Origin of the sequence: Rhizobium sp. BK212, from assembly GCF_014197475.1 — a bacterium.
In the GTDB taxonomy this organism is placed as follows: Bacteria; Pseudomonadota; Alphaproteobacteria; order Rhizobiales; family Rhizobiaceae; genus Rhizobium; species Rhizobium anhuiense.
The window spans coordinates 24079-48007 of the sequence record NZ_JACIFS010000015.1 but is presented as its reverse complement, the minus strand read 5'-3'; the positions used below and the strand labels follow the sequence as shown (position 1 = coordinate 48007).

Sequence of the window (23929 nt, the reverse complement as noted above, 5' to 3'; positions counted from 1 at the left end):
GAGCTTATGCCTTAAAGAAGGGGGTCGAGAAGGAAGGGCTTATCAACAGTTCCCGGCTTTTTCGTCGGCTTGGAAACGTCGCCTTCCTTGGTTGCCGCAGCGCTCGGCGGATCGAGGTCGCCCTTGCGCCCGCATCCGGCAACGGCAAGGCCGATGACGGCGAGAACCACCGTCAGGCGGACGAGGTGCGGCAAGCTCTTCTGCATGGATATCCTCTTCTGCGGCATGTGCTGGCGTCATTCATCTCGAATGATGGACATCTTCATAGCGAAGTTTATCCGCCTTGTGCACCCTGATTGTTGGAGGTCTTTCCGCGCCTGAAGGAGGGGCGTGGCGGCTTTTCGGCCCGCCCTTTGCTCTTCAGTTGCGGGCGCGCCAGAAGGCGATCTGCCTGCGCACTTCAGACGGCGCAGTGCCGCCGAAGCTCTTGCGGCTGGCGACCGAGGCCTCGACGGTCAGCACGTCATAGACCTTGTCGGTGATCGCGGAATGGATCGCCTGCAGATCGGCGAGCGGCAGTTCGGCAAGATCGCAGCCCTTGCTTTCGGCAAGCGCCACGGCGCGGCCGGTGACATGATGGGCGTCGCGGAAGGGCAGGCCCGCTTCTCGCACCAGCCAGTCGGCAAGATCGGTCGCCGTCGAATAGCCGGAGCCGGCCGCCGCCTTCATGCGCGCAGTGTTGACGGTCAGGTCGCGCACCATGCCGGTCATGGCGGCGATTGCCAGTTCCAGGCTCTCGGCTGCGTCGAAGACCTGTTCCTTGTCTTCCTGCATGTCCTTGGAATAGGCGAGCGGCAGGCCCTTCATGATCGTCAGCAGCGCCACCAGCGAGCCGTTGATGCGGCCGGTCTTGGCGCGCACCAGTTCGGCTGCATCGGGGTTCTTTTTCTGCGGCATGATCGACGAGCCGGTCGAAAACGCGTCGGAGAGACGGACAAAACCGAATTGCGGGGTCGACCAGATGACGATCTCCTCCGCCAGACGCGACAGGTGCATGCCTGTTATCGCTGCGATCGACAGGAATTCGATGGCGAAATCGCGGTCGGAGACCGTATCGATGGAGTTGCGGGTCGGCTCGCGGAAACCGAGTGCCCGGGCCGTCATGTGGCGGTCGATCGGATAGCCGGTGCCGGCAAGGGCGGCAGCACCGATCGGGCTTTCGTCCAGATGCTCGATGGCGTGGCGCACGCGGGAGCGATCGCGGCCGAACATTTCGACATAGGCCATGCAGTGATGGCCGAAGGTAACGGGCTGGGCGGTCTGCAAGTGGGTGAAGCCGGGCATGACGCTTTCGGCATGCTCTTCGGCGCGGTCGAGGAAGGCGGCAATCAGACCGGTCAACATCTTCTCGGTCTTCTCAAGCTCTTCCTTCACCCAGAGACGGAAGTCGAGCGCCACCTGATCGTTGCGCGAGCGGGCGGTGTGCAGCCGGCCGGCCGCCGGTCCGATCAGCGTCGCCAGGCGTGCCTCGACATTCATATGGATGTCTTCGAGCTGGCGCGAGAATTCGAAATTGCCGCTTTCGATTTCTGACAGGATCGTGTTTAGCCCGTGAACGATCTTGTCCTTATCGTCTGATGAAATAATCCCCTGATGGGCGAGCATCGTCGCGTGGGCGATCGAACCGCGGATATCCTGCGCGAATAGCTTCTTGTCGAAACCGATCGAGGCATTTATCTCCTCCATGATCGCGTCCGGGCCGGAGGCGAAGCGACCGCCCCACATCTGGTTGGAGGATTTGGTGTCCGTGGTGTCGTCGGCCATGAGGTGTCCGCCTTGAGGATGCATGTCCAGGAGAATGAAATGACGACAAGAAAACCCCTCGGGCTGCCATCCCTGAAATGGATCGCGATGGCCGCCGTTGCGGGTGTCGTTGCCGGTGCGGCAGCGGTATACGTGAAGGAGACGGGGATTGGCAATGGCGGTGGTGAAACCGCTTCTGCGGAATGCAAGTCTGCCAGGGACCGCGCAGCCAGCCTCACACCGCTGATGAAGGGGCAGGTGGCCGCCATGGTTGCCGCCACCGAGCCGCGCAAGCTGACGGCGGTTTCCTTCAACGGGCCGGATGGTAAGCCGCTGACGCTCGATCATTTCGCCGGCAAGACCGTGCTTCTCAATCTCTGGGCCACCTGGTGCGTGCCCTGCCGCGAGGAAATGCCGGCGCTGAACGCACTCGAAAAGGAGATGGGCAGCGACAAATTCCAAGTCGTGCCGGTCAATATCGACACCGGCGACGATGAGAAGCCGAAGACCTTCCTGACTGAAACCGGCGTCGATGCGCTGCAGCTCTACCGCGACAATACGATCGGCGTCTTCAACAGCCTGAAGAAGGAAGGGCTTGCCTTCGGCCTTCCGGTGACGCTGCTGCTCAACGACAAGGGCTGCCTGATCTCCGCCATGAACGGCCCGGCCGCGTGGGATAGCGAAGACGCGAAGGCGCTAATCAAGGGTGCGATCGGGTCGTAACGACGTTGATCAGGAGTCCCCATCTCCTCTCATGAGAAAGACGCCGGCGATTCCGATAAGGACGCAGCATTGCAGCAGGAACATGGGTGTTTCGGTCGACATGGCGTTTCCTCCCGTTCCCGGCAAGGAAAGCATTTAGCGGGCGCTCGGTCTATTCGCCCTTTCTGGTGATGGCCGCTTAACGCGTCGGGACCGGCACTTCGCCACGATAGTCATAGAAGCCGCGGCCGGATTTGCGTCCGAGCCAGCCGGCCTCGACATATTTCACCAGCAACGGGCAGGGACGATATTTCGAGTCCGCCAGACCGTCATGCAGCACCTGCATGATCGACAGGCAGGTGTCGAGACCGATGAAATCGGCAAGCTGCAGCGGCCCCATCGGATGGTTGGCGCCGAGCTTCATCGCCGTATCGATGGCGTCGACCGTACCGACGCCTTCATAGAGCGTGTAGATGGCCTCGTTGATCATCGGCAGCAGGATGCGGTTGACGATGAAGGCCGGAAAATCCTCGGCAACGGTGATGGTCTTTTCCAGCGTGCCGACGAATTCCTTGGCGGCGGAGAAGGTCTTTTCATCGGTTGCGATGCCGCGCACCAGTTCGACCAGCTTCATCACCGGCACCGGGTTCATGAAATGTATGCCCATGAAGCGTTCGGGGCGGTCGGTGGCGGCAGCAAGCCGGGTGATGGAAAGGGAAGAGGTGTTGGTGGCAAGCAGCGCTTCCGGCTTCAGGACCGGACAGACCTGCGCATAGATCTTGCGCTTGACGGTTTCATCCTCGGTGGCGGCTTCGATGACGAGATCGGACGGGGCGAGATCATTGACGTCGGACGAGCCGGATATCAACGACAAGGTCGACTTGCGTTCCTCTTCGGTCATCTTGCCGTTGGTCACCAGGCGGGCGAGGTTGCCGTTAATGGTGGCGAGGCCGGATTCGATGCGGTCCTGGGAGAGGTCGTAGATGTGAACCCTGTAACCTGCGGCGGCCGAAACATGCGCGATGCCACAGCCCATCTGGCCGGCACCGATGATACCAATATTCTTCAACACCGCATTCATCTCCAAACCCCCGCACGGCATCCGCCCCCGCGCTGCCGCATTTTTCTAGCAATACTGCCGGACGAAGGATCGCCCGGCAGCAGTAGTAGACCGATAAAAGATAATTTTCCAGTCATTCGCACGTGCGAAAGAAAAGCATTTGACGCGCTCAGAGCGCCTTTTGCAATTCCGGCAGGACGTCGAAGAGATCGGCGACCAGTCCGTAGTCGGCGACCTGGAAGATCGGCGCCTCCTCGTCCTTGTTGATGGCGACGATCACCTTACTATCCTTCATCCCGGCCAGATGCTGGATGGCGCCCGATATACCGCAGGCGATATAGAGCTGCGGCGCCACCACCTTGCCGGTCTGGCCGACCTGCCAGTCGTTCGGCGCATAACCGGCATCGACGGCCGCACGGCTTGCCCCGACGGCAGCCCCGAGCTTGTCGGCAAGCGGCAGGATGACCTCCCGGAATTTTTCCGCCGAACCGAGCGCCCGGCCGCCGGAGATGATGATCTTCGCCGAGGTCAGTTCCGGACGGTCGGAGGCCGACAGCGCATCGGCGACGAAGCGCGACAGAGCGGGATCGGAAACCGCTGCAACCGTCTCGATCGGCGCGGAGCCGCCTTCGGCTGCGGAGGCGAAGGAGGCGGTGCGTACGGTGATGACCTTCTTGGCATCGGTTGCCTGCACCGTCTGGATGGCATTGCCGGCATAGATCGGCCGCTTGAAGGTATCGGCAGAGATCACCTCGATGATCTCGGAGACCTGGGCGACATCGAGCAGGGCAGCGACGCGCGGCAGCACATTCTTGCCGACCGACGTCGCAGCCGAGAGGATCGTGTCGTAGCTGCCGGCCAGCGAGACGATCAGCTCGGCCAGCGGTTCGGCCAGGTTGTTGGCCAGCGCATCGCTTTCGGCCAGCAGCACCTTGGAGACGCCGGCAAGCTTGGCAGCCGCATCGGCAGCAGGCTTTGCGCCCTTGCCGGCGACCAGCACATGCACGTCGCCGCCGATCTTGGTTGCTGCCGTCAGCGCCTTGGCGGTCTGGTCGGAAAGGCTTGCATTGTCGTGGTCAGCCAGAAGAAGAATGGTCATGATGAGGGCTCCCTGGTTCTGGCTTAAAGCACGCCGGCTTCGTTCTTGAGCTTGTCGACCAGCTCGGCGACCGACTTGACCTTGACGCCGGCCTTGCGGCCGGACGGCTCCTCGGTCTTCAACACTTTCAACCGCGGCGCTGTGGAGACGCCAAAGTCGGCAGGAGACTTCTTGTCGAGCGGCTTCTTCTTCGCCTTCATGATATTCGGCAGCGAGGCATAACGCGGTTCGTTCAGGCGCAGGTCCGAGGTGACCACTGCCGGCAGCTTGATCTCGATCGTCTGCAGGCCGCCATCGACCTCGCGGGTGACGGTCGCCTTGCCATCGTCAATCTCGATCTTCGAGGCGAAGGTCGCCTGGGCAAACCCAAGCAGTGCCGCCAGCATCTGGCCGGTCTGGTTGCTGTCGTCGTCGATCGCCTGCTTGCCGACGATAACAAGGCCGGGCTGTTCGGCATCGGCGACAGCCTTGAGGATCTTGGCAACCGCCAGCGGCTCGACCGCATCGTCGGTCTCGACCAGGATCGCCCGGTCGGCGCCCATGGCGAGTGCCGTCCTCAGCGTCTCCTCGGCCTTGGCAGGACCAATCGACACCACGACCACCTCTTCGGCCTTGCCGGCTTCCTTCAGCCGCAGCGCCTCTTCCACCGAGATCTCGTCGAACGGGTTCATCGACATCTTCACATTGGCAAGCTCGACACCCGTGCCATCCGGACGAACCCGGATCTTCACGTTGTAGTCGACAACCCGTTTGACTGGCACGAGTATCTTCATGGGGTCCTTCCTTCAGGAGAAACTGGCTTCAGAGGCTTTTTTAGAAAATGCGCGCTTGGGCGCCGCTCCGATTGTCGAATGGCGACATGGATACGCGTTTTTCCTCCAAATTCAACGCTTCCATGACGCCGGCAGGCAATTTGCCTTGGCAATATATGGACGTTTACGTTCACGTCAATATAGCTATCAGCGTCGGCCCCAGGGAAAGCGCTGCGCCGTTTGCCCGTCCGTACCGGCCGTGATGGCCGGACCGGCACTGCGGTCGTTTCTCACGGCGCGGGGCGTGACGATCTGCCGGTCGAAGAGCGGTACACCCGGCCGGCGCAACACCAGGATCAGAAGAGCGCCGGCAAGGATGCCGCCGACATGCGCTCCCCAGGACACGTCGCCGTCAGGGGCGATCGCCAGCATGAAGAACTGCTGCCCGATCCACAAAAGCAGCGGAATGAAGGCCGGCAGGGGCAATGGCACACGGAAGAACACCAGCACCCAGACCCTGACGCGCGGATGCAGCATGACATAGGCGGCAACGACGCCGGAGATCGCCCCCGAGGCGCCGACCAGCGGCGCTTGGGAGGTCATGGTCAGCAGGCCGTGGCAGAGCGCGCCGGCGGCCGCGCAGAGGAGGTAGAAAATCAGGAAACGCAGATGCCCCATGGCATCCTCGACATTGTCGCCGAAGACCCAGAGGAAGATCATGTTGGAGGCCAGATGCCAGAAGCCGGCATGGACGAAGGCATAGGTGAGATAGGTCAGCGGTTCCGGCACGATTTCCAAGCCCGGCGCCAGCACAGCGTCGCCGAAGGCGATCGCCGGGATATAGCCGAGCCCGACAGTCGTCGCCTGGGCTGCCTGTTCGCTCTCCAGGCTGGTCAAAAGCCAGACCGCGATATTCAGTGCGATCAGTGAGAGTGTCACCCACTGGACCTTGATATGTTTCAGCGTATTGGCGTCGTGAAGTGGTATGAACATAAGGCCCCCCGGCGATCGTGCGGCAAGCCTATCTGTTTTTTCCCGGAACCCAAAGCACATCCGCATGGCCGCGGGCATTGGCATGGCGTGCGGCGACGAAGAGAAAATCGGAGAGCCGGTTGACATATTTCATCGCCGCCTCGCTGACGATTTCGCCATCGGTGCGGGCAAGCGCCACCATCAGACGTTCCGCGCGCCGTGCAATCGTCCGGGCAAGATGCAGATGTGCGGCGGCCGGGCTGCCGCCCGGCAGGATGAAGGATTTCAGCGGTTCCAGACCGGCGTTCAACTGGTCGATATCGCGCTCGACGCGGTCGACCTGCGTCTCGACGATCCGCAGCGGCTCATAGGCCGGCGGCTCACCGGTGTCAGGGGTGGCGAGATCGGCGCCGAGATCGAAGAGATCATTCTGGATCGACATCAGCATGGCGTCGAGTTCGGGCAGGCCTGAAGTGTGCAGCCGCGCCAGGCCGATCGCGGAATTGGCCTCGTCGATCGTGCCATAGGCCTCGACGCGCAGATCGTCCTTTGTCCGGCGGGGGCCGGAAACCAGCCCGGTCGTGCCGTCGTCACCTGTCTTGGTGTAGATCTTGTTGAGTTTGACCACGGTTCCCCCTCAAAGCCCCGTCAGGTCGGGCGGCCGCCGCCGGTCAGCCAGAGCGTTATCATGATCAGGACGACGGCGATCGCCTGCAACAGGACGCGAAGCTGCATCAGCTTGTTGGAGCGGTTGGCATCGCCGCCCTTCATCATGTTGAAGAGACCGCGGATCAGCACCAGGGCGACGGCGCCCATAACGATGATCGCGAGGACATAGGTGAACGTGGACATGGCACTCAGCTTTCTCAGTCAGTCCGTCCAGCGCATCAGGCGGTAGAAGAGGTCTGCCGGAAGCAGCCGCTTCAGGAACATGCCCTGCTTAGCCGGAGTCGTTACGGGATAATGTGGTCTTGGATTTTTCGAGTTCAATGCGTGTTTCAATACGGAATAGACCGCCTCCGGGCCGAGTTTATGGCGGTTGACCGGCCCCGATCCGTCGAGCCTTGCCAGTTGTCTGCTGTAATCGACCGCGTGCGGCGAATTGTCGAGGTCGATATTCTCCTTGATCTTTGCAAGCGCGTTGGCGGTGAAACGGGTGGCGATCGGTCCCGGCTCGATCAGGCTCACATGGATGCCGCTGCCCTGCAACTCCATGCGCAGTGTGATGCTGAGGCCTTCGAGCGCGAATTTGGACGCGGTGTAGGCGCCGCGATAGCGATAGGGCACGACGCCGAGGATCGACGAGCATTGGACGATCCGCCCCTCTCCGCGTTTGCGCATCGGCGGAATGACCTGCCGCGTCAGTTCGTGCCAGCCGAAGAAGTTCGCCTCGAACTGGGCGCGCAGCACTGCCGTCGAAAGATCCTCGACGGCGCCCGGCTGGCCGTAGGCGCCGTTGTTGAAGAGCGCGTCGATGCGGCCGCCGCTGCGTTCGAGAACCGCGCCGACCAGGTCGGAAATCGTCTCGGGCCTGGTATAGTCCATCAGGAAGGTCTCTATGCCGTCTGCTTCCAACCCCTTGAGGTCGTCCGGCTTGCGCACCGTCGCGAAGACACGCCAGCCATCGGCTTTCAGCGCCCGCGCGCAATGAGCGCCGATCCCGGACGAACATCCGGTGACGACGATGATGCGCTCTCCCGCCATGGAATGATTCCTGTACAAAATGGGACTCGTTTCCCATATTCGGCCAGAGGATACAATCTGGAAAGCCGGAGACGGAATGCCGAAGGTGCTGCGCACGATCTACGACGTGGTCTATGACGCGATCTGTCACATGATCGAGGATGACGGCTTCGCCATGGCAAGTCACGTGGCGCTGTCGAGCCTGCTTGCGGTTTTCCCGTTCCTGATCTTCGGCACCGCGCTTGCAAGCTTCCTCGGCGCCGATCAGTTCTCCTCGACCGCCATCCACCTGATCTTCGACACCTGGCCCGAGGCGATCGCCAAGCCGCTGGCCGACCAGGTGCTGCAGGTGCTGACCATTCCGCGCGGCGGGCTGCTGACGATCTCGGTGCTGGCGGCCGCCTATTTCGCTTCGAACGGCGTCGAGGCGTTGCGCATCTCGCTCAACCGCGCCTACCGGGTGCAGGAGACGCGGCCCTGGTATTTCACCCGTCTCTTCAGCCTCGGCTACGTGTTGATCGCGGTCATCATCTTTGCGGCGATCAGCATTCTGCTCGTCGCCCTGCCGCTGGCGCTCGATTATTCCAGGAAATGGTTCCCACTGTTTGCCGATACGCTCGACATCGTCTTCAGCTGGCGCATCTACGGCACGCTGGTGGTTCTGACGGTTGGACTGCTGGTCATGCATCTCTGGCTGCCGGCCGGCAAACGACGAGTCTTCGACGTTATTCCGGGCGTTTTGCTGACACTGCTTCTGTGGCTCGCCGGCGCACTGATCTTTGCCTACTACCTGGCGACCTTCGCCAATTATACGGCAACTTATGCCGGTCTGGCCTCCGTCATGATCGTGTTGATCTTCCTCTACATGGTCGGCGTCATCTTCATCATCGGGGCGGAGATCAATGCGGCGCTGATCAAGTTCCGCGTCTTCCGGATGTTTTCCCATACGCTTTCGATCGTCGGCAGAGAGCGTGTCGAAAGGCCATCAGAGCCCGACAAGACGGCGAATATCCGCTCCTGACATGCCTTGGGCGCGCAATTCGCCAAGCCCGGTGTCGCCTTCGCTTTTCGAAAGTTTGCGGCCGTCGGCGCCGAGAATGAGGCGATGATGGTGATAGACCGGCTGCGGTAGCCCGAGCAGCACCTGCAGCAGCCTGTGCACCGATGTCGCATGGAAGAGGTCGAGCCCCCGAACGACATGGGTGACGCCCTGCAGCGCATCGTCAACGACAACGGAAAGATGATAGCTCGATGGCGCATCCGAGCGCGACAAGATGACATCGCCCCAGACGCCGGGCTCGGCGGCGATTTCGCCAGTCCTACCGTCGCCGGTTTCAGTCCAGAACAGCAGCTGACCGATCAGGTCGAGCGCCTTGCGCATATCGAGCCGCCAGGCATGTTTCCTCCCCGCGGTCAGCATTTCCTGCCATTCGTCTTTCGGCCGGTCGCGGTCACCTGCCGGATAATGCGGAGTGCCGTCTGGATCGCGTGGCCAGGATTCTCCCGCCGCCTCGTAGGCCGCGACGCGCGCCTTCACCTCGCCGCGCGTCAGGAAGGCCGGGTAGACCAGACCGCGCTCGATCAGCGCATGCAATGCTGCCTGATATTCGGGGAAATGTTCCGACTGGCGCCGCACCGGGCTTTCCCAGCGGATATCAAGCCAGTCGAGATCTCTGTGGATGCCGGCATCGAACTCGGGCGTACAGCGTGTCTGGTCGATATCCTCGATGCGGAGCAGCAGGCGGCCTTGTTCAGCCCGCGCCATGTCGTGGTTCAGCAGCGCCGAGAGGGCATGGCCGAGATGCAACGCCCCGTTGGGACTCGGCGCAAAACGAAAGACGGGTTTTTGACGCTCACTCGTGGTCATGCTTTCTTCTGCCATGGATTCGGCTTTTGAACCACTGCGAGGCAATGTGCAGATCATCCGCAACGAAGACGACGTCAGGCAGGGGCTCGAAGCATTGCTTCGCCTCGATCCGCGCCTTGCGCCGATCGCAGCGGACGCCGGACCCGTTCCGCTGCGATTGCGCGAACCCGGCTTTGCCGGGCTTGCCCATATCATCGTCTCGCAGATGGTGTCGCGCGCCAGCGCCGACGCGATCTGGCGGCGCATGCTGCCGGCGGATGGTCTTTTGACTGCCGAAGGCTACATGCTGCTTCACGCAGAGGCATGGCGCGAATTCGGCCTGTCGCGCGCCAAGGCCGAGACTCTGTCGCGGATCGCCGAAGCGGTTGCCTCCGGCCGCCTCGATCTCTCCGGCCTCTGCCTGAAGCCGCCGGGCGAGGCGCTTGGCGAACTCACCGCGCTGAAGGGTATCGGCCCGTGGACGGCGGAGGTCTATCTAATGTTTTGCGGCGGCCATGCCGATGTTTTCCCCGCCGGCGATGTCGCACTGCAGAATGCCGTCGGTGCGGCATTCGGCCTTGCGGCACGGCCTCAGGCGAAGGTGCTTGCCGAGCTTTCGGAAGTCTGGTCGCCGTGGCGCTCGGTGGCTGCACGGCTTTTCTGGGCCTATTACGCCACGAAAATGCGCCGCGACATAGTGCCGATCGGCTGATCGGCAACACTCTTCATTTTGCCTTTATCCTCTGAATTTATTGGACTTCACAATCCTGTAACAACCGGCCTAATATACAGGTGCAGATGCCGAATCGATCAGGAGAGTCCCTTGACGATTGCAGTCTCCCCGCAGGCCCTGCCGGCGCTCGTCCTGAACGCTGACTACCGGCCGCTGAGTTATTATCCCTTGTCGCTATGGTCCTGGCAGGACGCGATCAAGGCGGTATTTCTCGACCGTGTGAATATCATCGCAGAGTATGAACATTCGGTTTCCTCACCGAGCTTCTCGATGCGGCTTCCGAGTGTCGTGTGCCTCAAGACTTACGTTCAGCCGTCCCGCAATCCCGCTTTCACCCGGTTCAACGTCTTTTTGCGTGACCGGTTCGAATGCCAGTATTGCGGCGCCCATGACGACCTGACCTTCGATCACGTCATCCCGCGCGCCCATGGCGGCGAGACGACCTGGGAGAATGTCGTGGCTGCCTGTTCGCCTTGCAATCTGCGCAAGGGCAGCAAGCTTCCCAAGCAGGCCGGCATGTTCCCGGCGCAGAAGCCCTACCAGCCGACGGTGCAGGATCTGCACAATAACGGCCGGCTGTTCCCGCCGAACTATCTGCATGACAGCTGGCTCGATTATCTCTACTGGGATACCGAACTGCAGCCTTGATCGCGTTGCTTGCAGCACGGCGCGTTCTTCGGAGGCGCAGAGAACGGCTGACTTAAGGGATTATGCAGAGGCAGCCTTGCGAACGCCTACAAAGGCGAAGGCTGCGAGCAGGATTCCGGCAATCACGTTCCAGCCTGCAAAAGACAGGCCGAGCACCCGCAGCGCTGCATCGGTGCAGGACGGGCCTTTGATGGTGTTGAGTTCGCCGAGCAGATCGCCGGCATTGGTCGTCATGCTGCTTGCCGTGGTCGAGCAGGTGGCCGGCCCCGGCCAGAAATGCCATTCGACGCCAGCGTGATAGACACCCATGCCTGCCGTGACCAGCATCAGGATGCCGGCCGCCAGGATGAGCGCGCGGGTGATCCAGTTCGGCAGGCCGACGAGTTCGGAGATTGCGGCGAGAATCGCGATCGGGATGGCGTAATAATAAGGCTGGCGCTGCAGCAGGCAGAGCGCGCAGGGAATATAGCCGCCGATATATTGGAAGCCCAGCGCCGTGCCGACGACGGCCGCCATGCCGATCGCGAGCAGCAGGGAATAGGTAAAGCCGGGGCGGGTGAGCGGCGAGGAAATGGCAGTCATGGCGGAACTCCGCAAAGTTGGTAAAGCCTGAGATGCGGATTCAGATTTTAGGCCTGTTCGGCCGAAAATCATCCTGTTCTAGTGAGCGAGATAGCGGTAGGCGGGATATAACACGATCGCGGCGGCGGCACCGACGCTGACGATCTGGCCGAGGCGCTTCTCGATGAAATGGCGGATCGGTTCTCCGTAACGGCGCAGCAGCCAGGCGAGGAAGAGGAAACGCGCGCCGCGCGCGACGATCGCCGAGACGACGAAAAGCCCCAGATTGACGTGGATGACGCCGGACAAAATCGTGACAATCTTGATCGGCGGCAGATGCGCGAGACCCGAAGTGACGAGCAGCAGCAGGATCCACTCGTAGGTGACATAGGCCTTCATCTGCTCGAAGGCGTCGAGTTTGCCGTAGAATTCGAGAATCGGCCGCGCAACCGTCTCATAGGCGTAAAAGCCGAGCGCCCAGCCGGCGATGCCGCCGAGCACGGAGGCGACGGTTGCAATCAGCGCATAGCGGTAGGAGCGTTCCGGCCTCGAAAGCGCCATTGGCAGGAAGAGCACATCGGCGGGGACGAGAAAGACGGAGCTTTCGACGAAGGCGATGACGGCGAGCCAGACTTCGGCCGATTTGCGCGAGGCCAAAGACATGGTCCAGTCGTAAAGTCTGCGGAGCATTCCGTTTCCTTCCTGTTGCGGTGCAAAAGCTTTAGGGGCCGTGCGCGGTGCTGTAAATGCTCGCCCGTGTCCTTCCTGCCACCGCCGTCCAAAAATTTTCGTGATGCGGCGCATCGGCGCCTCTCTCGAGATTTCATGGGATTGCGAATCGGCCATTCTGCGGCAAGCTGTATCAGAGCATAGGGTCGACGTGCAGGGTGGCATGAGAATGTTCAAAGTGATCGAAGGCGGCCGTGGGCAGGCCGTGCAAATGGATGACCGGTCCGAAAAGGGGCGCGGACCGAGCAGAGACGATGTACGCCAGGAGGCTGCGCGGCGGCTGAGCGCCAGCGGCTATCATCTGTCCCGCATCCGGGAGTTTGCGACCGGCGCGCCGATGCTGGCGTCTCTCAAATACCTGTCGCTACAGATCGATTTCGCGGCCGAGACATTGTCGAGCCTCGATCCGATCCCGGAGGATTTCCGTGCTGATGGCTATTGGCCGGCGGTCTAAAGCGCGTCGCAATCCTCAGTTTCGCTTGCGATTTAGATCTTTGCTTTTACGCATGTCGGAATTGCAAAACCGCTGCTCAGTTTTGCGCGACCTACTCTAGGCAATCACGCTATCGCGCTCCCGCGAGAAATGCGGCGGTGTTTGCTCAGGACAGGTCCATCGACTTTTCCCATTGCTGGCGCAGGACGTTCATCTCCGTGCGCTTCTGGGCCATTTCGCTGACGGCGGCGCGCAGGTTGGGATGGTGTGACATGAACATGTTAAAGTCGCGCCGCTCGAGCACCTCGAACTGGCAGAAATCGACGGCAATGACGTCGGCGGTGCGTCGTCCGCCGGTGAGAAGCGCCATTTCGCCAAAAAAGGCGCCCGGTTCCAGGCGGATCGCACCGCTGGCGAGCCGCACCTCCACCGCTCCCGAAGAGATGAAATACATGCTGTCGCCGCGGTCGCCGCGGCGAATGACGCGTTCGCCGGGAGGGGCGGACTTTGCCTTGAAGAGCAGCAGCAGCTCCTCTTGCGCGTCCTCGCTGACCTCGGAGAATAACGGGAAAGTTTCGATCAGCTGCTGCATCTTCAACTGATGCTGACGCTCGCGCTCCTCGCTGAGCGCCCTGATCTTTTCCAGTTCCTTGCCGAGCGCTTTCTGCCTCTTTCTGCCGTAATTTTCCCAAAGGGAGGGCCATGTCGAATGGATATATTTCTTCAGTCCGTCGGTCGCCAGGATCACGATCGGGTTCAGCGTGATCGACAGGATTGCGGCGGCAAGGATCAGATCCTGGCCCTCATGCGGCAGAAGCCCGAGCGACACGCCGAGACCGGCGAGGATGAAGGAGAATTCGCCGATCTGGGCGAGGCCGCCGGCCAATGTCAGCCCCAGGCCGATTGGATATCTGAGCAGGATGACGATGAAGAAGGTGATGATGCCCTTGCCGAGGATGACCAGCGCGAGCGCGCCGATCACGGCCAGCGGCTGGCGCACCAGGATCGAGGGGTCGAAGAGCATGCCGACCGAGACGAAAAACAGCACGGAGAAGGCATTCTGCAGCGGCAGCGAATCGGCGGCCGCCCTGTGGCTGAGCTGGGATTCGCTCATGACGACACCGGCAAAAAATGCGCCGAGCGCAAATGAGACGCCGAAGATCGCCGCCGAGCCGAAGGCGATGCCGAGCGCGATCGCCAGGACTGTCAGCGTGAACAGCTCACGCGAGCCGGTGCGGGCGATCATCGTCAGCAGCCAGGGCACGATGCGAGGGCCGAGGAAGATCGCCATGGCGGCGAAGGCCGCCACCTTCAACAGCGTCAGGCCGATCGTCAGCACCAGCGGCAGGTCGCCGAGGCCGTGGTTGGTCGTATCGGCGGCGTTGCCACCCAGAAGCTCTGCGAGCGCCGGCAGCAGCACCAGCGCCAGCACCATCACCAGATCCTCGACGATCAGCCAGCCGACGGCGACGCGTCCGCTTGGCGCGTTGACGAGATTGCGCTCCTCCAGCGCCTTCAAGAGAACGACGGTGCTCGCCACCGACAGGCTGAGGCCGAGGACGATGCCGGCGCCGAGGCTCCAGCCCCAGAGTTGGCAAAGGCCGACGCCGAGCAGGGTGGCGAGAATGATCCGTCCGATCGCGCCCGGCACGGCGATGCCGCGCACGGCGAGCAAGTCGGAGGCGGAAAAATGCAGGCCGACGCCGAACATCAAAAGGATGACGCCCATTTCGGCGAGCTGACCGGCAAGGGCGGTGTCGGCGACGAAGCCCGGGGTGAACGGCCCCATCAGGATGCCGGCCATCAGGTAGCCGACGAGCGGCGGCAGCCGGAGCCGATCGGCGCCGTAGCCCAGGATCGCGGCGAAAACAAAACTGACGGCAACCGTCGCGATGAGTCCTACTTCCTGATGCACGTCCGCCCTCTCTATTTGTAGCGGCGGCCACTTTGGACGAAGCGCAAGCAAAATTAAACAAGTGATTTGAGCGGCGAGGCCCCCTCACTCATAGTTCTGGCCCGCCAGATGCAGACGTTGTCTGCGGCACGGCCGGGCCGTCACAATGTTGGAACCACTTGCGGCTTTCCTCGTTGCCCTTTCATCAAGAAAGGAGAACGACATGCGGAAGATTATCCTGAACTGTACTGTGGCGGCCCTTGCCGCCTGCTCGTTTGCAGCGCCTGTTCTTGCCGATAGCGTCTATGTCAGGGAGCGTTCCTATGATGACGGCTATCGTCACGAGCGGGTAAGACCTGGAATTACCATCAGCGAGCGGGGCGTCACTTTTGGTGCCGTGCGCGAACGTGAGCACCGCCGCTACCGCGATAGTGGCTGCGAAACCAGGAGCGTCACACGCCAGACCGATGAAGGCGAGGTCACCAAGACGGTCCGACGCTGCAATTAACGAGACATACGCTACAAGGGCGAAGCCCGGTTCCGACGAACCGGGTTTTCGCCTTTTGTGGCGCGATTATCTGAATGGGTGGTGGAAGTGGTCCGTCGGTGTTATGAGCACGCCTTTGGTAAAAGCGCGTTCCCAGCGCAAATACCTCCCGCACAGGATTTTTACTATGATTGAGCTTACCCCGTCCCAGATCGCCGCACTCAAACTCGCCAGGGATGGAGATCTCTATCCTCAGCCAGCCAACAAATGGACGCACCAGAACGCGCAGGTGACTTACGCAAAAACCGACCGCTGGAAAGAGCGGCCGCAGAAAATCAAATCAGTCACTGCCAAGACGCTGGGTGAATTGAAGGAGCCGGGTTTCCTCGAGCGGCGGCATCTGGACGACGACGTCTCAAAAGACGTCTACGGCATCACCATGGCCGGCAAAATGTGGCTGTTGAAGAACAAGTAGGCTTCACCCGCAGGCTAATTTTGCTCCGTAGTCCCGTATCAGGTCTCCTGAGGCAGGGCTACGCGAAGCGATTTGAGATGATGGTGCAGCCAGCCGAAGCATTGTCGAACCAGTCCGCCTTCGTTCCTGACGGAGCTACGGCGCGACAACCCTTCGCTTAGCTGCTCTTCGGCCTGCCGAGCCGAAGTTCGCAGAGCGTAGGTGGTGCCCCATGCCGGGGTCGAACCAGCACTTCTTTCGAAACTCGATTTTGAGTCGAGCGCGTCTACCAATTCCGCCAATGGGGCAACGGATACGAACGGGCGGCTGTCTAACATGCGAGCGCCTGCGCGCGCAAGACGGGCAAGCGAAGTTATCAGACCGATCCGGTGGAGAGACCCGGCCTCGTTTCGAGGCCGGATCCGGTCGATATCAATGGGCTGCAGCGGGGGCCGGGCTGCTGAGGCCGGACTTCTTCAATGTGATCGCCAGGATCGAGGCCAGCAGGCAGAAGGCGCCGGCGATGAAGAAGGCGGGCAGATAGCTCGAAAGCTCCGTGCGCGAGAGGCCGGCGCCATAGGCGGCGGTGGCGGCTCCCAGCTGATGGCCGGCAAAGACCCAGCCGAAAACGAGGCCGACCTTTTCGCGGCCGAAGCGGTCGGCGGCGATCTTGACGGTCGGCGGCACGGTGGCAATCCAGTCAAGGCCGTAAAAGATGGCAAAGATGGAAAGGCCGTAGAAGCTGAAATCGCTGAAGGGCAGGTAGAGCAGCGAGAGGCCGCGCAGGCCGTAATACCAGAATAGCAGCCAGCGATTGTCGAACCGGTCGGAGAGCCAGCCGGAGCCGATCGTGCCGAAGAAATCGAAGATGCCCATGACGGCGAGCACGCTGGCGGCGGCAACCGGCACGATGCCGAAATCGCCGCAGAGGGTGACGAAATGGGTCTGGATCAGGCCGTTGGTGCTGAGGCCGCAGATGAAGAAGGTGGCGAAGAGGATCCAGAAGGTCGAGGTCTTCGAGATTTCCCTGAGGACGGTGATCGGCGTCATCAGCGCGACGCCGAGCGAGGTGGCTGCCGGCGGCGGCGTCACCTGCGTTTCGCCGAGAGCCGGCAAGTTGAGGTCGGCCGGGCGGTCGCGCATGAAGGCGAGTACGGCAAGGGCTGCGACCATGATCATGGCGCAGACGAAAAACACTGTCGAGCGCCAGCCGTAGCGTTCTGTCAGTTCGGCCATCAGCGGCAGAAAGACGAGCTGGCCGGTGGCCGAGCTTGCCGAAAGCATGCCGACGACGAGGCCGCGATGCCTGGTGAACCAGCGGGAGGAGATCGTCGCGGCGAGCACCATGGCTGTCAGACCGGTGCCGAAGCCGACGACGATGCCCCACAGCAGCAGCAACTGCCACAGCGTCGTCATGAACAGCGAACCGATGAAGCCGGCGCCGATCAGGGCGAGCGCGAAGACGATGACCTTGCGCACGCCGAAATAATTCATGAAGGCGGCGGCGAACGGACCCATGAAACCGAACAGGATCAGACGGATCGCCAGCGCCGAGGAAATCTGCGAGGTCTCCCAGCCGAACTCGTCCTGCAGCGGCTTGATGAGAACGCCGGGTGCGCCCATGGCGCCGGCGGTGACCAGCATGGTGAGGAAGGTCGCGGCAACGACGACCCAGCCGTAATGGATGTTGCGCCGGGCAAGGGTGGAGGCGAGGGCTGTGGAAACCATGGGCAAGATTCCGTTCGAATTCAGGTTCGCGAAAGTACAGGATCGATTTACATGATGGTCATCATATTTCTTGCGTATTGATGATGGACGTCATATATTTTGTCAAGCGACTATTTCTGGAGACGAAAAATGCGGGTCAGCCGCGAGAAATTTGCCGAAAACCGCGAAAAGATCCTGAGCGTTGCGGGCGTGCTTTTCCGCGAGAACGGTTTCGACGGGGTCGGCGTTGCTGACATCATGAAGGCGGCGGGGCTGACGCATGGCGGCTTCTACGGTCATTTCAGTTCGAAGGACGATCTGGCGCTCGAGGTTAGCCGTAAGCTGATCGACAGAGTGGAAACGCGGTGGAAGGAGCACATCGCCGAATCGCCGGACCGGCCGCTTGCAGCACTTCTCGACCATTATATTCACTGGCGCACGGTCGACGATCCGGGCGGCAGCTGCGTCTTCGCAACGCTGATCCAGGAGGTGAGCCGCAGCCGGGGGGCTGTCCGCGCGGTCTTCAGCGATGGGCTGTCCGTGCTGGTCGACACGCTCGCCGATATCGTTCCCGGCGAGACTGAAGAAGAACGCCGGGCCAATGCCGCGACGACGCTCTCGTCGATGATGGGCGCCGTCATTCTTGCCCGCGCGGTCGAGGATAGGGCGCTTGCCGAGCAATTTCTGGTGACGATGCGCCGGCAGCTCGACCCCGGCAGCCGGATGTAAGATCAGTCGTGGAATAGTCATAATGCCGATCTCCCTCTCCGCGCGGGCGCGGAGAGGGATCTGCCTCGGTCATGCCTGCTGAGAAGCCGGCCGGCTGACTACTTGAAGCCGGCGACGGCGTGCGGGATGTAGGGTGCTTCCAGTGCCGCGATTTCCTCGGGGGTAAGCTTGACCAAGAGCGAGGCAACGGCGTCCTGCAAATGGTTCGGCTTGGAGGCACCGATGATCGGCGCGGTCACCGCGCTCTTCTGCAGGATCCAGGCGGTTGCGACCTGGGCGCGGGAGATGTTGCGGGTCCTGGCGATCTCGGCCACCGCCTCGACGATTCTGCGGTCGGCATCGATGGACTGGGTGTAGAGCGTCTTGCCGAATTCGTCGGTTTCGCTGCGTGCCGTCGTCTCGTCCCAGTCGCGGGTCAGGCGGCCGCGGGCCAGCGGGCTCCAGGGGATGACGGCGATCTTCTGATCCTCGCAGAGCGGCAGCATTTCGCGCTCTTCCTCGCGGTAGAGCAGGTTCAGGTGGTCCTGCATGCTGACGAATTCGGTCCAGCCGTTCAGCCTGGAGACGTAGAGCGCCTTGGCGAACTGCCAAGCATACATGGAGGAAGCGCCGATATAACGCGCCTTGCCCGATTTGACCACGTCGTGCAGCGCTTCCAGCGTTTCCTCGATCGGCGTCGTATAGTCGAACCGGTGGATCTGGTAGAGATCGACATAGTCGGTGCCGAGGCGACGCAGACTGTTGTCGATCTCGTCGAAGATCGCCTTGCGTGACAGGCCGGCGCCGTTCGGGCCTGGCCGCATGCGATTGAACACCTTGGTCGCCAGCACGATATCCTCGCGTTTGGCGAAATCTTTGATGGCGCGGCCGACGATCTCCTCCGAGGAACCGTTGGAATAGGTGTTGGCGGTGTCGAGGAAATTGATGCCGAGGTCGATTGCCTGCCTGATCATCGTCCGGCTTTCGTCTTCCCTGAGGCTCCAGGCATGATTGCCGCGGCCGGGATCGCCGAAGGTCATGCAGCCCAGGCAGATTTTCGACACTTCCAGTCCGGTCTTCCCAAATTTTGCGTATTCCATGAAACGGCTCCGTGATGAATTGGTGGCCCCCAGGCGGCTTTCCATGATCTAGTGCGAAAGCCGGCAAAGTCGCAGGGCACCTGGCGAAGAATCCGTTCTGCCATGCGTGCAACTATGCGTGATGGCTTTGAAGCCGGGCAGTCATCGCCGCCCGGACCGGCCGCTTGCGCAATTGCAGCACAAGGTGTTAGCTGGTGCAACATTCACCGGATTTTGCCTATGAAACTGCCGCCTCATGATCGCTACGACGATCTCTATCGCGATTTTTCGTGGCGGATTCCCGAAGATTTCAATATCGGCCGCGCCGTCAGCGACGACTGGGCCGCGAGAGATCCGGAGCGCGTCTGTCTCGAGCATTTCAGCCCGGATGGCCATCACCGCGCGATGACCTATCGCGCCCTCGCCGACCAGTCCTCGGCCTTCGCCAATGCGCTCGTTTCGCTTGGGGTGGAGCGCGGCGATCGTGTCGCGCTGCTCTTGCCGCAATCCTTCGAGACGGTGATCGCACATGTGGCGATCTACAAGACCGGCGCGGTCGCGCTGCCGCTGGCGCTGCTCTTCGGCGTCGAGGCGCTGGAATACCGGCTGAAGGCAGCAGGTGTTGCAGCAATCGTCACCAATGGTTTCGGTCTCGAGCGCATCCGGCAGATCCGCGATCGCCTGCCGATGCTGAAACATGTCGTCAGCATCGACCGGGCGGATGTCGATGCGGTTGCCTTTGGCGATCTGGTGAACGGCCATCCCACTGTCTTCGACGTCGCCAGGACCGGTCCGGACGATCCGGCGCTGATGATCTTCACCTCGGGAACGACGGGGCCGCCCAAGGGCGCGCTGCATGGTCATCGCGTTCTGCCCGGCCATATTCCGGGTATGCAGTTTGCCCATGAGGGCTTTCCGAAAGTGGGCGACAAGGTCTGGACGCCGTCCGACTGGGCCTGGGCGGGCGGTCTGCTCAATGCGCTGCTGCCGAGCCTGCTGCTCGGCGTTCCCGTAGTCTCGTCGCCGGCGCAGAAATTCGATGCCGACATGGCCTATCGCATCATGGCGGAGATGAAGGTGCGCAATGCCTTCATTCCGCCGACGGCGCTGCGGTTGATGCGATCCGTTGCCGATCCGCGCTCGAAATATGATCTGGTGCTGCGCACCATCGGCTCGGCCGGGGAATCACTCGGGCGCGAGACCTATGAATGGGCGCGGCGGACGCTCGGCATTACCGTCAACGAATTTTATGGCCAGACGGAGTGCAATTTCGTGCTCTCGTCGAGCGCTGCCCATGGCGTCACCAAGGCTGGAGCCATCGGACGGGCGGTCCCGGGGCATCGCGTTGCCATCGTCAGCGAAGTGGGTGACGAATTGCCGGCCGGCGAACCGGGCCAGATCGCCATTGCCAGTCCCGACCCCGTCATGTTCCTCGGCTACTGGAACGATGCGGCGGCGACCGAGCGGAAGTTCGCCAAAGGCTGGCTGCTCACCGGCGATATCGGCCGTCAGGACGCCGAGGGCTATGTCACCTTCGAAGGCCGCGACGACGACGTCATCACCTCGTCGGGATATCGCATCGGCCCGGCCGAGATCGAGGATTGTCTGATCGGCCATCCCGCCGTGCAGCTTGCCGCCGCCGTCGGCAAACCCGATGCCGTGCGCACCGAGATCGTCAAGGCCTATATCGTGCTGTCGCCAGGCCATCATCCAAGCGAGGCGCTGGCCGCCGATATCAGGGAATGGGTGAAGACGCGGCTTTCGATGCACGAATATCCGCGCGAGGTGGAATTCATCGACGCCTTGCCGCTGACGACCACCGGCAAGGTGATCCGCCGGCTGCTGCGCGAAAGGGCGGCGGCCGAAAATTAGCCCCGGCCGGCAAGCGACATGATCTTCTCGCGCAGCATCTTCGCCATATTGCGGGTGCTGCGGTACATATGGAGTTGGGCCGAGACCTGGCGCATGTCGCGGTCGCCGTTCTGCGTCAGGCCGATCACCAGCGTTCCCATCTCCTCGCGCTCCTGCCAGAAGCGGCTCATGATCGGATGATCGGAGACGGCACAGGAATCGGAACGCACGATATTGGCGTCGTCGAGATGCCATTCGGTGAGTTCGCTCATCAAGAGCTTGCCCGGCGAATAGCGGGCATAGTTCTCGTCATAGGCGGTCTTCCACGTATAGGCTTCGCCGCCCATCATCAGGACGACGATGGCGGCGATCGCCTTGCCATTGAGATCGATCGTGTGAATACGCACGGCATCGACGGCGGCAAGGTTCGACACCGCCTCGCGGGCAAAGGCCGTGTGATAGCGATCGGTGACGAGAGCGCTTCGTCGCTTGCCCTTCCAGCCACCGGCTTCCATCGCCAGGAATTCCTCGAAGCGGATATGGATTTCGCGCGGCTGGCGGGCGACGGCATAGACCGCCGTTCCCTGTTCCTCGAGCAGGCGCCATTGACGGCGCATTTCGCGCATATGCGAGGAGGAGATGGTTTTGCCGAGATAGGCCGGCGCCTCTTCGTCGCTCTGCAGCATCGGGCGCTGGTAAGGATTGGTGACGGTGACGGGAAGGTTGCGGCTGAGCGCCACAGCCTTGAGCATGCGCACGAAGATGCCGTTCAGCCGCAGATCCGGCAGAACCAGTATGCCGGGCAGATTGAGATCGCGCACGGTCAGTGCCTCGAAGAGATTGTCGAGGGTCTCGGCAGCATCCTCGGCATCGACGAGCGGCGTGCCGAGCGGGCCGAAGCTGTTCGACCAGCCGCGGATGATCGACGGGCCGACGGCAAAACCGGGCCTGTCGACCGAAAACGGCATCAGGAAGCGCATGCGGCTGCGGCCGGCATTGTGGTCGCGGATCAGGGCGAAGTTCACCTGCCGGTCCTCAAGCCGCGGCATAGCGGGGGCGAGAAAGCGGCCGGAGAAGAAGACGTTCGGTTCCATCGCCCGGTTGGAGAGGAAATCGAGCTCATCCTGAAGTTCATAGCCGAGTTTGCCGGGATAGAGGCAGAGCTCGCGCCCCGGCCGGCCGATCTCGGCGCGGGCCTCGGCCTGCGGCGCTTCGAAATGCAGCGCGGCGAGATCATGCACCATGCGGTTGGCGGCGCTGTTGGTGCTTTCGGTAACGGGGGGAACACGCACCATCTATCGAACTCTCATTTCTGGCGTTGCGGCGGAGGGGCTGGCGAAGGCGAACAGGACGATACCGAGCGTGCGGCGCACGGCGAGATGCAGCAGGATCGCCTCGACCGCCATGGCCGAGGCCGTGGCAATCGCCGTGCCCTCGATGCCGTAATGCGGGATCAAAGCGAGGTTGAGGCCGACATTGGCCGTCAGTGCGCCGGCATAGAGTGCGACGCAGAGGTTCTGCTTGCCTGCCATCATCAGCAACGTTTCGGCGGGGCCGACCAGCGACTTGGCGAGGATGCCGGCGAGCAGGATCGCCATGACCAGATAGCCTGATGTGAAGGCGCCGCCGAAGAGCGATAGCAGCAGATGGCCGGCCGCAAGCACGGCAAGGCCGACACCGAGCGCCGGCCAGAAGGTCCAGCGGGCGGCGTCGATGGCAGCGGTCGCCAGCTGTCCGTGGTCGCCTTCGGCGATGATCGAGGAGAAGCGCGGGCCGGAGGCTGCCTTGACCGAGAAATTGATGAAATGCACCAGCGCCATCGTCTTGGCGGCGGCGAAATAGATGGCGACATCGTGCGGTTCGAGGAAGATGCCGACGACGACGACATCGGAATTGGTGAGCAGGAAGCTCACGCCCTCGATCAGGAAAATCGGAAAGGCGACGCTGAACCAGGCGAGGAAATCAACCTTGCGCGGGCCTTCATCATAATGCCGGCGAAGGCGATAGAGCGTTGCGGCATACTGGCCGAGCGCGGTGACGAAGGTGGCGACGAGCGCTGCCTGCATCGCAGTGACGGCGGTGTGCGCGGCGCCGATGGCAATCGCGATGAGCATGAAGAGGATGATGAGGATCGGGCGGACGATATAGACCGGGCTCAGCGCCATTACCGGCCAGTGGTTGGCCCGCGACGTGCCTTCCAGAATGTCGCCGAGCGCGATCATCGGCATGGCGAGCAGGCCGATGAAGATCGGGACGAGATAATAGACCTGGATCATGTCGCCGAAGAAATGCAGACCGAGCGTGCCGGCGGCGAGCACCGCCGTGCCGGAAAGCAGCGCAAAGATGCGCGCCGTCCCGGTCAGGCCGCGGATTTCCTCGAAAGCGCCCGCTGCCCTGTATTGCGGCAGGAACCGGATGATCGCCGTGTGGAACCCGAGGCATGAGAGATCGCCGAAGACGACGACCAGCACCCAGACGAAAACGAAGATGCCGTATTCATATTCGCCCATCAGCCGGGCGAGCACGATCTGGGAGACGAAGGCGAGAGCCGCGCTGAGGATACGGATCGAAAAGGCCGTCAGCGCCATGCGCTGGGCGGCCGCCTTCTCGCCGCGTTCCGTGAGCACGGCCGCAAGCATGCGCAGCGTTCGGCCGCCGATCGGGCGCAGGCCCGCGGGCAGCATCTTCTCCGCTGTTTCTATGACCGCCATGATGAACACGCAAAACTCTAAGGTCAGGCAAATCGCGCCTGAAGTCTTGACAGAACAGGGTTAAGAAACGGTTCCGG

26 protein-coding genes and 1 tRNA gene are annotated in these 23929 nt (G+C 62.0%); 9 read left to right on the top strand and 18 right to left on the bottom strand.

Annotation, left to right across the window (positions count from 1 at the left end; translation table 11 throughout):
* Positions 1-11: 11 nt before the first annotated feature.
* A complete protein-coding gene (locus tag FHT79_RS30920) occupies positions 12-206 on the bottom strand; it encodes a lipoprotein (RefSeq protein WP_028756418.1) in 195 nt (64 codons plus the stop codon).
* Positions 207-360: 154 nt separating this feature from the next.
* On the bottom strand, positions 361-1764 hold the full coding sequence (gene argH, locus FHT79_RS30915) for an argininosuccinate lyase (protein ID WP_028756417.1): 1404 nt from the start codon (positions 1762-1764) through the stop codon (positions 361-363).
* Positions 1765-1803: 39 nt separating this feature from the next.
* Here argH and FHT79_RS30910 point away from each other — a divergent pair, with 39 nt between their 5' ends.
* A complete protein-coding gene (locus tag FHT79_RS30910; protein ID WP_183904667.1) occupies positions 1804-2466 on the top strand; it encodes a TlpA disulfide reductase family protein in 663 nt (220 codons plus the stop codon).
* 178 nt (positions 2467-2644) lie between these two features.
* Here the strand turns inward: FHT79_RS30910 and FHT79_RS30905 are convergent, their stop codons facing one another.
* The 7 genes from FHT79_RS30905 to FHT79_RS30875 form a co-directional block, all read right to left on the bottom strand.
* Complete coding sequence (locus FHT79_RS30905; protein WP_028756415.1) at positions 2645-3526, bottom strand: 3-hydroxybutyryl-CoA dehydrogenase; 882 nt, start codon at positions 3524-3526, stop codon at positions 2645-2647.
* Positions 3527-3674: 148 nt separating this feature from the next.
* The gene (locus FHT79_RS30900) at positions 3675-4604 is read right to left on the bottom strand and encodes an electron transfer flavoprotein subunit alpha/FixB family protein (protein ID WP_097631747.1); all 930 of its coding nucleotides are present in this window, start codon (positions 4602-4604) and stop codon (positions 3675-3677) included.
* A 23-nt stretch (positions 4605-4627) separates the two neighbouring features.
* The gene (locus FHT79_RS30895) at positions 4628-5377 is read right to left on the bottom strand and encodes an electron transfer flavoprotein subunit beta/FixA family protein (protein WP_028756413.1); all 750 of its coding nucleotides are present in this window, start codon (positions 5375-5377) and stop codon (positions 4628-4630) included.
* 186 nt (positions 5378-5563) lie between these two features.
* Positions 5564-6349: a rhomboid family intramembrane serine protease gene (locus FHT79_RS30890; RefSeq protein ID WP_183904666.1), complete on the bottom strand. Its 786-nt coding sequence runs from the start codon at positions 6347-6349 to the stop codon at positions 5564-5566.
* A 28-nt stretch (positions 6350-6377) separates the two neighbouring features.
* A complete protein-coding gene (locus FHT79_RS30885) occupies positions 6378-6956 on the bottom strand; it encodes a cob(I)yrinic acid a,c-diamide adenosyltransferase (protein WP_183904665.1) in 579 nt (192 codons plus the stop codon).
* A gap of 20 nt (positions 6957-6976) precedes the next feature.
* Positions 6977-7180, bottom strand: coding sequence for a twin transmembrane helix small protein (locus FHT79_RS30880; RefSeq protein WP_028757255.1), 204 nt, complete (start codon positions 7178-7180; stop codon positions 6977-6979).
* Positions 7181-7198: 18 nt separating this feature from the next.
* On the bottom strand, positions 7199-8032 hold the full coding sequence (locus FHT79_RS30875; RefSeq protein ID WP_097545254.1) for an SDR family oxidoreductase: 834 nt from the start codon (positions 8030-8032) through the stop codon (positions 7199-7201).
* Positions 8033-8108: 76 nt separating this feature from the next.
* Between FHT79_RS30875 and FHT79_RS30870 the strand changes: the two genes are divergently transcribed.
* Complete coding sequence (locus FHT79_RS30870) at positions 8109-9032, top strand: YihY/virulence factor BrkB family protein (protein WP_028757257.1); 924 nt, start codon at positions 8109-8111, stop codon at positions 9030-9032.
* Here the strand turns inward: FHT79_RS30870 and gluQRS are convergent.
* Positions 8997-9878, bottom strand: coding sequence for a tRNA glutamyl-Q(34) synthetase GluQRS (gene gluQRS, locus FHT79_RS30865; RefSeq protein WP_183904664.1), 882 nt, complete (start codon positions 9876-9878; stop codon positions 8997-8999). The genes FHT79_RS30870 and gluQRS overlap by 36 nt on opposite strands.
* Between gluQRS and FHT79_RS30860 the strand changes: the two genes are divergently transcribed.
* Both FHT79_RS30860 and FHT79_RS30855 read left to right on the top strand, forming a co-directional pair.
* Positions 9877-10569, top strand: a complete 693-nt coding sequence (locus FHT79_RS30860; RefSeq protein WP_183904663.1) for a DNA-3-methyladenine glycosylase — start codon at positions 9877-9879, stop codon at positions 10567-10569. The two genes, gluQRS and FHT79_RS30860, sit on opposite strands and share 2 nt — an antisense overlap.
* Before the next feature lie 111 nt (positions 10570-10680).
* A complete protein-coding gene (locus tag FHT79_RS30855) occupies positions 10681-11238 on the top strand; it encodes an HNH endonuclease (RefSeq protein WP_004671754.1) in 558 nt (185 codons plus the stop codon).
* Between the two features lie 60 nt (positions 11239-11298).
* On the opposite strand, the gene FHT79_RS30850 is transcribed toward FHT79_RS30855, so the two are convergent.
* A complete protein-coding gene (locus tag FHT79_RS30850; protein WP_183904662.1) occupies positions 11299-11820 on the bottom strand; it encodes a disulfide bond formation protein B in 522 nt (173 codons plus the stop codon).
* A 78-nt stretch (positions 11821-11898) separates the two neighbouring features.
* Positions 11899-12489: a YqaA family protein gene (locus FHT79_RS30845; RefSeq protein ID WP_183904661.1), complete on the bottom strand. Its 591-nt coding sequence runs from the start codon at positions 12487-12489 to the stop codon at positions 11899-11901.
* Positions 12490-12691: 202 nt separating this feature from the next.
* Here FHT79_RS30845 and FHT79_RS30840 point away from each other — a divergent pair, with 202 nt between their 5' ends.
* The gene (locus FHT79_RS30840; RefSeq protein ID WP_132576104.1) at positions 12692-12982 is read left to right on the top strand and encodes a hypothetical protein; all 291 of its coding nucleotides are present in this window, start codon (positions 12692-12694) and stop codon (positions 12980-12982) included.
* A 145-nt stretch (positions 12983-13127) separates the two neighbouring features.
* Here FHT79_RS30840 and FHT79_RS30835 read toward each other — a convergent pair whose 3' ends face one another.
* The gene (locus FHT79_RS30835; protein WP_047619925.1) at positions 13128-14876 is read right to left on the bottom strand and encodes a cation:proton antiporter; all 1749 of its coding nucleotides are present in this window, start codon (positions 14874-14876) and stop codon (positions 13128-13130) included.
* Between the two features lie 202 nt (positions 14877-15078).
* Here FHT79_RS30835 and FHT79_RS30830 point away from each other — a divergent pair, with 202 nt between their 5' ends.
* Both FHT79_RS30830 and FHT79_RS30825 read left to right on the top strand, forming a co-directional pair.
* Positions 15079-15363, top strand: a complete 285-nt coding sequence (locus FHT79_RS30830; RefSeq protein WP_047619967.1) for a hypothetical protein — start codon at positions 15079-15081, stop codon at positions 15361-15363.
* Between the two features lie 166 nt (positions 15364-15529).
* Positions 15530-15817, top strand: a complete 288-nt coding sequence (locus FHT79_RS30825; RefSeq protein ID WP_028757264.1) for a hypothetical protein — start codon at positions 15530-15532, stop codon at positions 15815-15817.
* A gap of 202 nt (positions 15818-16019) precedes the next feature.
* Here FHT79_RS30825 and FHT79_RS30820 read toward each other — a convergent pair.
* Both FHT79_RS30820 and FHT79_RS30815 read right to left on the bottom strand, forming a co-directional pair.
* Positions 16020-16104 (bottom strand) — tRNA-Leu (locus FHT79_RS30820).
* 124 nt (positions 16105-16228) lie between these two features.
* A complete protein-coding gene (locus tag FHT79_RS30815) occupies positions 16229-17524 on the bottom strand; it encodes an MFS transporter (RefSeq protein ID WP_028759088.1) in 1296 nt (431 codons plus the stop codon).
* Positions 17525-17653: 129 nt separating this feature from the next.
* Here FHT79_RS30815 and FHT79_RS30810 point away from each other — a divergent pair, with 129 nt between their 5' ends.
* Complete coding sequence (locus FHT79_RS30810; protein ID WP_028759089.1) at positions 17654-18232, top strand: TetR/AcrR family transcriptional regulator; 579 nt, start codon at positions 17654-17656, stop codon at positions 18230-18232.
* A 98-nt stretch (positions 18233-18330) separates the two neighbouring features.
* Here FHT79_RS30810 and FHT79_RS30805 read toward each other — a convergent pair whose 3' ends face one another.
* A complete protein-coding gene (locus FHT79_RS30805) occupies positions 18331-19311 on the bottom strand; it encodes an aldo/keto reductase (protein WP_028759090.1) in 981 nt (326 codons plus the stop codon).
* Positions 19312-19530: 219 nt separating this feature from the next.
* Between FHT79_RS30805 and FHT79_RS30800 the strand changes: the two genes are divergently transcribed.
* The gene (locus FHT79_RS30800) at positions 19531-21162 is read left to right on the top strand and encodes an AMP-binding protein (RefSeq protein ID WP_183904660.1); all 1632 of its coding nucleotides are present in this window, start codon (positions 19531-19533) and stop codon (positions 21160-21162) included.
* On the opposite strand, the gene FHT79_RS30795 is transcribed toward FHT79_RS30800, so the two are convergent.
* Together FHT79_RS30795 and FHT79_RS30790 are read right to left on the bottom strand one after the other, a co-directional pair.
* Entirely contained in the window at positions 21159-22436 is a 1278-nt protein-coding gene (locus FHT79_RS30795) for a GNAT family N-acetyltransferase (protein ID WP_047619931.1), read from the bottom strand. The two genes, FHT79_RS30800 and FHT79_RS30795, sit on opposite strands and share 4 nt — an antisense overlap.
* Complete coding sequence (locus tag FHT79_RS30790; RefSeq protein ID WP_183904659.1) at positions 22437-23852, bottom strand: oligosaccharide flippase family protein; 1416 nt, start codon at positions 23850-23852, stop codon at positions 22437-22439.
* Between the last annotated feature and the right edge of the window lie 77 nt (positions 23853-23929).